The organism is Thiomonas sp. (genome assembly GCF_054608695.1).
This window is the reverse complement of the sequence record NZ_JBTRXV010000163.1, coordinates 1-4,625: the sequence shown is the minus strand read 5'-3', so window position 1 is coordinate 4,625 and position 4,625 is coordinate 1. Positions and strand designations below refer to the sequence as shown.

6 protein-coding genes are annotated in these 4,625 nt (G+C 61.5%); 4 read left to right on the top strand and 2 right to left on the bottom strand.

Features of this window, described 5'->3' with window-relative positions:
• Nucleotides 1-296: 296 nt before the first annotated feature.
• The 4 genes from ACYCUK_RS23450 to ACYCUK_RS23435 all read left to right on the top strand — a co-directional run bounded on the left by ACYCUK_RS23450 (nt 297) and on the right by ACYCUK_RS23435 (nt 2,022).
• A complete protein-coding gene (locus ACYCUK_RS23450) occupies nt 297-563 on the top strand; it encodes a thioredoxin family protein (RefSeq protein ID WP_461597000.1) in 267 nt (88 codons plus the stop codon).
• A 74-nt stretch (nt 564-637) separates the two neighbouring features.
• Nucleotides 638-1,063 carry a heavy metal-responsive transcriptional regulator gene (locus tag ACYCUK_RS23445; RefSeq protein WP_461596999.1) on the top strand — a complete coding sequence of 142 codons (426 nt, stop codon included), beginning with the start codon at nt 638-640 and terminating at the stop codon, nt 1,061-1,063.
• Nucleotides 1,063-1,323 carry a glutaredoxin family protein gene (locus tag ACYCUK_RS23440; RefSeq protein WP_094161305.1) on the top strand — a complete coding sequence of 87 codons (261 nt, stop codon included), beginning with the start codon at nt 1,063-1,065 and terminating at the stop codon, nt 1,321-1,323. The genes ACYCUK_RS23445 and ACYCUK_RS23440 overlap by 1 nt, the downstream gene beginning before the upstream one ends.
• A gap of 3 nt (nt 1,324-1,326) precedes the next feature.
• A complete protein-coding gene (locus ACYCUK_RS23435) occupies nt 1,327-2,022 on the top strand; it encodes a cytochrome c biogenesis CcdA family protein (protein ID WP_461596998.1) in 696 nt (231 codons plus the stop codon).
• Between the two features lie 424 nt (nt 2,023-2,446).
• On the opposite strand, the gene ACYCUK_RS23430 is transcribed toward ACYCUK_RS23435, so the two are convergent.
• Together ACYCUK_RS23430 and ACYCUK_RS23425 are read right to left on the bottom strand one after the other, a co-directional pair.
• Nucleotides 2,447-2,737 carry a hypothetical protein gene (locus ACYCUK_RS23430; RefSeq protein WP_461596997.1) on the bottom strand — a complete coding sequence of 97 codons (291 nt, stop codon included), beginning with the start codon at nt 2,735-2,737 and terminating at the stop codon, nt 2,447-2,449.
• 237 nt (nt 2,738-2,974) lie between these two features.
• Nucleotides 2,975-3,673 (bottom strand): BRO-N domain-containing protein, encoded by a 699-nt coding sequence (locus ACYCUK_RS23425; protein ID WP_461596996.1) that lies wholly within the window; start codon nt 3,671-3,673, stop codon nt 2,975-2,977.
• Nucleotides 3,674-4,625 lie beyond the last annotated feature (952 nt).

Sequence of the window (4,625 nt, the reverse complement as noted above, 5' to 3'; positions counted from 1 at the left end):
TGGCTTCGTCACCGTGATTCCAGCCGGCCCCTATGCCCTGACCTATTGGCAGAACAAGGGCTACGCCGTGATGGAACCAGGTGCAACCCTGCCGACCAAGCCGTTCACGGAGTTCAACAAAAGCGACACCGGGAAGCCGTGAGTTGACCTGCAGACCGCCCCTTCGACCAACATTCCGCTTGACTCTGGACCTCACTCCAAGGTCTAGAGTGCATCCATCGCGATACGGCAGGTCTTTGTTCACCCGGGGATCATGCGAAGACAGATGGGTGTGTTTCAAACGAAGGAGTTCTGACATGGCAACACAACGTCAGGTGGAGGTCTTCAGCGCCGGTTGCGCCGTGTGCGAAGATGTGGTGGCTTTGGTCAAGCGCGTTGCCTGCACGTCTTGCGACATCGTCGTGCATGACATGCACGACATCAAGGCTGCGGCGCGTGCCAAGGCGCTGGGCGTGCGTTCGGTTCCCGCGGTCGCCATCGACGGCCAACTCGCCGGCTGCTGCGCCGGGCGCGGTGTCGACGAAGCCGTGTTGCGCGTGGCCGGTCTCGGTCAGGCACGGTAAGGCCTTGCATCGCCTGGCCCCGCGATGATGCTGGGGCCAGGCATGTCTTCCTCCTGAACGGCAGAGAACAACCCATGCTGACCATCGGCAAACTCGCGGAACTGGCGCAAACCACGCCCGATGCCCTGCGTTTCTACGAGCGCGAGGGCCTGATTGCCCCCACCTCCAAGTCCGAAGGGGGCTACAGACTCTATGACGCCGACGCTGCGCGTCGCATTCGGTTCATCAAGCAGGCCCAGCATTGCGGTTTTACGCTGGCGGAGATCCACGCGTTGCTCGATCTGCGTGCCACGGACGCCGCCTGTTGCGGCGATATGCGCAAGCGGGCCATCGAGAAAAAGCTGCAGCTCGAAAACCGCATCAAGGCGCTCAGGGCGATGTCGGCTGCCCTGGACCGCCTGATTGCCGATTGCAACCAGGAACGCTATCCCCTGGATGCCTGCCCGATTCTGGCGGCGCTCGAAGGCGCTGAACTGACTGCGTCCAAGGGAGCACCTTGATGCACGTCGAACTGTTCTATTCTCCGGGCTGCACCCAGTGTGATGGAGCCCGCACCCAACTCAAGGCGGCCGCCCTGCAGCGCTTCCCGCAAGTTCAGTGGCGCGAATGCAATGTGCTGGAGGCACTCGACCGTGCCGTTGAACTCGGCGTCCTGAGCTTGCCGGCGCTGGCCGTCAACGGGGATTTGCTCTTCCCCAAACTGCCGACGCCGCAGCAGCTCTGTGCGGCCCTGGAACCGCTTGCGCGGGACGAGCGCTGACCGATGGATCCATCCCTGTTTCGCACCACCCTGGAACATGCTGGCCCGGCAGCTCTGGGCGTCAGCTTCGTGGCCGGGCTGGCCTTCAGCATCAATCCCGTGGCGCTGGCCGCCATTCCCGTCTCGATGGCCTATGTCACCAAAGCCCGGCAGGTCCGCCAGGCTTGGTCCTTCGGCGCCATGTTCATCCTGGGCATGCTGCTCATCCACGGGCTCTTGGGTTTGATTGCCGGCTTGGGCGGCGCCTGGGTCGAGCATCTGCTGGGGCGCCAATGGGGACTGTTCCTCGGTCCGCTCTTGATCCTGATGGGCTTGTTGTGGCCGGGCTGGATCCGCCTGCCCCTGCCGGCCTTGGCCTTGCGTGCGCGCCGCCCCAAAGGGTTATGGGGTGCGTTTGCCCTGGGCATCCCGTTCTCGGTTGCGGTGTGTCCCTTTTGTACCCCTGCGCTGGCTGTGCTGATTGGCGTCGCTGCCGCATCGGGATCACCATGGCTGGGGGTGGGTCTGCTGCTGGCCTTCGCCTTCGGCCGGGCGATTCCAGTGGCCGTGGGTGCGTGGTCGTTGGGATGGCTCCAGAACCTCCGGCGCTTGGATGCCTACCGACGCCTGTTTGAGGCTGCTGGCGGCATCACGCTGATTCTGTTCGGGGTCTATCTGCTCAACGGTTACTACGCCTGGGTTCCGGCTTTGGCCATCTGAACGCAACAAAGCCGGAGAACGAGACGGCTGATCCAGCATCTGTCGTGTCCCCTCGGGGGGATCTTGCTGCACTGTCACCACCAAAGTCTATTGGGTTGTGCGTACCAAGTTACTGTCTACCGCCTGCTGAGATCGTTCCACTCTTCGCTTCTATCCTGGCACGGCACGGCGGCAAGGGGTTTTGCGATCCAGTTTGCGGCACCGGCTCATTGCTGCTGTGAGCATTTCCGGCGTCCTGCGGATGGACAACGCGCGACGACAGGCGATCTGGTCAAGAGTCACGCCGAAGTCTGTGGGCACTCACCGAGGTAAACATAGTCCCCCAGGGGAGGTAGGCCATCGGATTGTGTAGCGGTTGACCGTGATCCAGATTTCCTTTGCGCGGCCTATCCTACGGTGCCGCCGTATGTACCAGCTCGGTGGGTCAGCGTAAGCGATAGGCAGCGTGGCAGGCGACGCAAGCCTGCATCATCTGCCCGAACAGCATCACCGGCTTGTACGCATCCTCGGTGGCAGCAGCATCCTGCGCAGCCACCGCGAACTCGCCAGCCTGCTTGTGCAAACTGGCGCCAAGCTCGCGCATCCCTGGCGGCATGTAGCGCACCTCCTGTTCCATCTGATCGCCGTGCATCGACGACATGCCCAGCTTCATCGACGCGATCTGCCCTGCGGCGTCGTACCGGCCGGAAGCCAGCGCCTGCTGGATCTTGGCCAATCCGGCTGCTCATAGAGCCATCCTCGGTGTAGGTCTCACCGCAGGTGACGTGTTTCTCATCCAGCCCCGCAGCCTCGTGCTCTACATCCTTCACCCCAATCGCCTGGCAGACGGCCTTGAGGTCGAACCAGGGCCGGCCGTTGCTCACCATCACCACCAGCGGTTGCCCTCGATAGTCGCGCCGCACAATAAGCATCTTCGAGACGGTCATCATGGCTTTTTGCCTCGTCGAATGTCTCAAACGATCCGCGTAATGGCTCGGCTAGCCATAATCTTGAGTTGCTCCCGGTTCATCACGCTCAGCAGCTTGTCGATCCATACGTGGCCGTCGACGTTGACCAACACCTCCTTCGAACCAAGCGCGCGCACCACAGGGCGCTCGATGTCTTCCATCGTCAGCAAAAATTGCTTGCCTTTGAGAATCATCCCAGCAAGACCCAACGCAATCTCGGCATGGCTGAGCTTGGGTATGTGGCTCCTGAGCCCAGCTTCTCCAAGTGCCGCCTCGCCGATGCCGATCAGGGTTCCAGCGGCGTTCATCGCGCCTTGCAGCCTCTCTTGCGTGCTGGGGGCTTCGATCGGGCCAAGTGTCGGGGCGGCTTTCTCCGAGTTGTATCGCCCGGTCTTGCGGATCGCGGGAAGCACCTCGCTGGTGACCCACTTCTTGAATTTCTTGGCGTCGGGCTTGCGGCTGGTCATGACCAGGCTGTACAAGCCTGATTCGCTGATTGACGCAACTCTCTGTGCCCCGCCAAGGGTGTCCACTACTAGCGGCATCCTTTCGTCTTCATCCAATCGGGCAACCGCATCGCGATATTTGCTGATCTCGAGAATCTCACATACCTCTGACGCCACAAACCACGCTTGACCGTCTTTATCAATGGTGGCTTTGAACGTCTTCCCGCCAAAATCGAACTCCATCACCTCTGTACTCATAGCCTGCTCCTGTTGGTCTGCCACTGGTTGAACTTCCGATTACGCGGCCTGTTCTGGCACCGTCGTATCAGCTTAGGCACGGCCGCGGCGCAAGCCGACGCAAAAACCGCTCCACAAGCAGCAGCTTTCGTTGCAACGGCCGCGGTGCAGGCCTACGGTTCTCCGGGGAGGCCGCGGCGCATCTCGCCATTCATCCCGGCGCAGGGCAATCTGGGTAAAGAGTCAACCATCCACGCACCGAGCATGGATGTGGGGTTTGAGACAGTCAGGTGTGTCTCGTTCACCGCCACGGATTGAGGCCCCGGGTCCTGCCTTTTCACCTGTGTACAGGGGGCGATCTTGCTTCAGGAGTCTCGCATTCGATCGGGTTGGTCGCCACCAATCCCTCTCGCCACGCCCTTGCGGGTTGTGGTCTCCCGCCCGAAGGCAGGAACAGGCCCGTTATCGGGGGCCGGGCGGATGCTGCCTGTCTGTCAGGCTCACTGCATCGGGCTTGATTCCTGTGAACCAGACCTTCGTCTGGCGGCCATGCTCCCTCGAGAGTCATGGCATCGTCGCGTCCGAGCACATGGCTCCAAACGACGACGCGGGCGGCCCTGCCCATCTTTTTTAGCCTAGAAACTTTTCGGTAGGGTGACTGTAGGGTACGGAAAACAGCCCAGGAACCGCAGCGAGACTCGTTTCGTGCCTCACTCAGGGTTTTGAAGGTTTTTTTCGATGGGGGCGTCAAAAAAACCGCCTGACGGCGGTCGACGCTTTGTTGGCTCGCAAAGAGCGCGATCACACACCAAAGGCTGGCGCGCGTTCACCGGACCTGCCGGTGGCGATGCTATCCGCTTGTGCGGGGACTGAAACCTGTGCCGCGTGATGCGGCTGAGCCCATCCTAAACCCAACCCATCTGGTTTGCGTGGGGCGAATCGTTGGTGAAGCGGGGTCGTTTTCGATCTCGGA

Bases quoted from the DNA above. Each gene is read 5' to 3' on its own strand.
- ACYCUK_RS23450 (WP_461597000.1), top strand. From the start codon at position 297: ATGGCAACACAACGTCAGGTGGAGGTCTTCAGCGCCGGTTGCGCCGTG.
- ACYCUK_RS23445 (WP_461596999.1), top strand. From the start codon at position 638: ATGCTGACCATCGGCAAACTCGCGGAACTGGCGCAAACCACGCCCGAT.
- ACYCUK_RS23440 (WP_094161305.1), top strand. From the start codon at position 1,063: ATGCACGTCGAACTGTTCTATTCTCCGGGCTGCACCCAGTGTGATGGA.
- ACYCUK_RS23435 (WP_461596998.1), top strand. From the start codon at position 1,327: ATGGATCCATCCCTGTTTCGCACCACCCTGGAACATGCTGGCCCGGCA.
- ACYCUK_RS23425 (WP_461596996.1), bottom strand. From the start codon at position 3,673: ATGAGTACAGAGGTGATGGAGTTCGATTTTGGCGGGAAGACGTTCAAA.